Below are 376 nucleotides of genomic sequence, written 5' to 3'. Positions count from 1 at the left end.
GATCCCGAAAAACAAGCGGAACTACAGGAAGCAGGCGCTGCACCTCAGAATGGCGCGTTCGAACCTTGAGATTCTGAGCGAGGATGCCGGTCATGCGTTGCAAGGTCGGCCGAAGGGAAGCGGTGAGAAGCGCGAGCTGATTCGCTCCTATGCCCGGGAGCACCCGGATGCCAACCACTCGGACATAGCAAAGGCGCTGGGCGTGTCGAGGTCTACCGTCATCAAGTGGCTGAGGGGCTGGAGGTGCGACACCGACGGTCTGCCGGACGGCGCGTGGTACGAGGACGGTCATATCCACGTCGATATGGCGGAGCCGAAAACCGATTGATTCTTGCCTGTCTCTTATCGTGGTGGTGAAATGGGCTGATACACAGGG

General features: G+C 59.6%; 1 protein-coding gene. It reads left to right on the top strand.

Annotated features, from left to right (window positions below; translation table 11 throughout):
• Positions 1–328, top strand: a 328-nt coding sequence (locus tag DXA43_RS10005; protein WP_147344763.1) for a helix-turn-helix domain-containing protein, incomplete at its 5' end; no start/stop codon positions are given.
• Positions 329–376: the final 48 nt, after the last annotated feature.

Source organism: Collinsella sp. OF02-10 (assembly GCF_003463445.1).
GTDB lineage: Bacteria > Actinomycetota > Coriobacteriia > Coriobacteriales > Coriobacteriaceae > Collinsella.
The sequence above is the reverse complement of the archived record's forward strand: the minus strand, read 5'-3'. Positions and strand labels throughout refer to the sequence as shown.